We start from the raw sequence: 1,726 nt of genomic DNA on the forward strand, positions 1-1,726 counted from the left end.
CAGTAGCAGTTAAAGTAGCGGCTGCTGGAACAGCAGAACATTCAACAGTTACATCAGCAGGAAGTACTTCTTCAACGAAAGTTGGTTTAGTTGTATCCTGAACCGTTACAGTTTGAACGTGAGTGATAGCATTGTTACAAGAATCAGTTGCAGTCCAAGTTCTAGTCAAGGTGTAAGCACCAGCACAAGCACCCTCGGCAGCAGTTTCAGTAAATGTTACTGTTGCATTTCCACAATTATCGGTAGCAGTTAAAGTAGCGGCTGTAGGAACAGCAGAACATTCAACAGTTACATCAGCAGGAAGAGTTCCAACAAAAGTTGGTTTAGTTGTATCCTGAACCGCTACTTTTTGAACGTGAGTTGTAACATTGCTACAAGCATCAGTTGCAGTCCAAGTTCTAGTCAAGGTGTAAGCACCAGCACAAGCACCCTCGGCAGAAGTTTCTGAATAAGTTACAGAAGCCGTTCCACAATTATCAGTAGCAGTTAGAGTAGCGGCTGTTGGAACAGCAGAACATTCAACAGTTACATCAGCAGGAAGAGTTCCAACAAAAGCTGGTTTAGTTGTATCTTGAACCGTTACTTTTTGAACGTGTGTTGTAGCATTGTTGCAAGAATCAGTTGCAGTCCAAGTTCTAGTCAAGGTGTAAGCACCAGCACAAGCACCCTCGGCAGAAGTTTCAGTAAATGTTACTGTTGCATTTCCACAATTATCAGTTGCCGTTAAAGTAGCGGCTGTAGGAACAGCAGAACATTCAACAGTTACATCAGCAGGAAGAGTTCCAACAAAAGCTGGTTTAGTTGTATCCTGAACCGTTACAGTTTGAACGTGAGTGATAGCATTGTTACAAGAATCAGTTGCAGTCCAAGTTCTAGTCAAGGTGTAAGCACCAGCACAAGCACCCTCGACAGCAGTTTCGGTAAATGTTACTGTTGCATTTCCACAATTATCAGCAGCAGTTAAAGTAGCGGCTGTTGGAACAGCTGAACATTCAACAGTAATGTCAGCAGGTAAATCTTGTTGAACAAAAGTTGGTTTAGTTGTATCTTTTACACTAAAGGTTGCAGATGTAGAAGAAATGTTTCCACATATGTCTGTAGCAGTAAAAATCACATTAACGGCAGCAGAGCAATCATTGGATAAAGCATCAAAATTATTTGTCCATGTTACTTCAGAACAATTATCAGTTGCAGTAGCTCCACCATGATTAGCTAACCAATCGGCTATAGCATTTTGATTACCACTACCATCACATTCAACAGAGATATCTGTTGCTTGAGTAATAGTTGGATCAGTGGTATCTTGAACGGTGATTACTTGAGATTTAGAAGAAGCGTTACCACAAACATCAGTAGCGGTCCAAGTTCTGGTTAAAGTATAGTTACTGGCGCAGTTTCCGTCAGTTCTTACTTCATTGTAAGTCACTACCGGAGCAGCGTCACAATTATCGGTAGCAGTTAAATCTGCGGCTGAGGCTGTTGGTACGGCAGAACATTCAGCAGTTACATTTGCAGGCGCAGCGCTCAATACCGGTTTAGTGGTATCTTGAACGGTGATTACTTGAGATTTAGAAGAAGCGTTACCACAAACATCAGTAGCGGTCCAAGTTCTGGTTAAAGTATAGTTACTGGCACAGTTTCCGTCAGTTCTTACTTCATTGTAAGTCACTACTGGAGCAGCGTCACAATTATCGGTAGCAGTTAAATCTGCGGCCGAGGCTATTGG

The 1,726-nt window shown here is 42.2% G+C and carries 1 protein-coding gene; it reads right to left on the bottom strand.

The window, feature by feature from the left end:
• Positions 1-1,726: HYR-like domain-containing protein (locus IR213_RS16050; protein ID WP_449404267.1), on the bottom strand; the 1,726-nt coding region annotated here is incomplete at both ends.

The sequence above is a fragment of the Flavobacterium soyangense genome (assembly GCF_015277675.1).
Classification (GTDB): Bacteria; Bacteroidota; Bacteroidia; order Flavobacteriales; family Flavobacteriaceae; genus Flavobacterium; species Flavobacterium soyangense.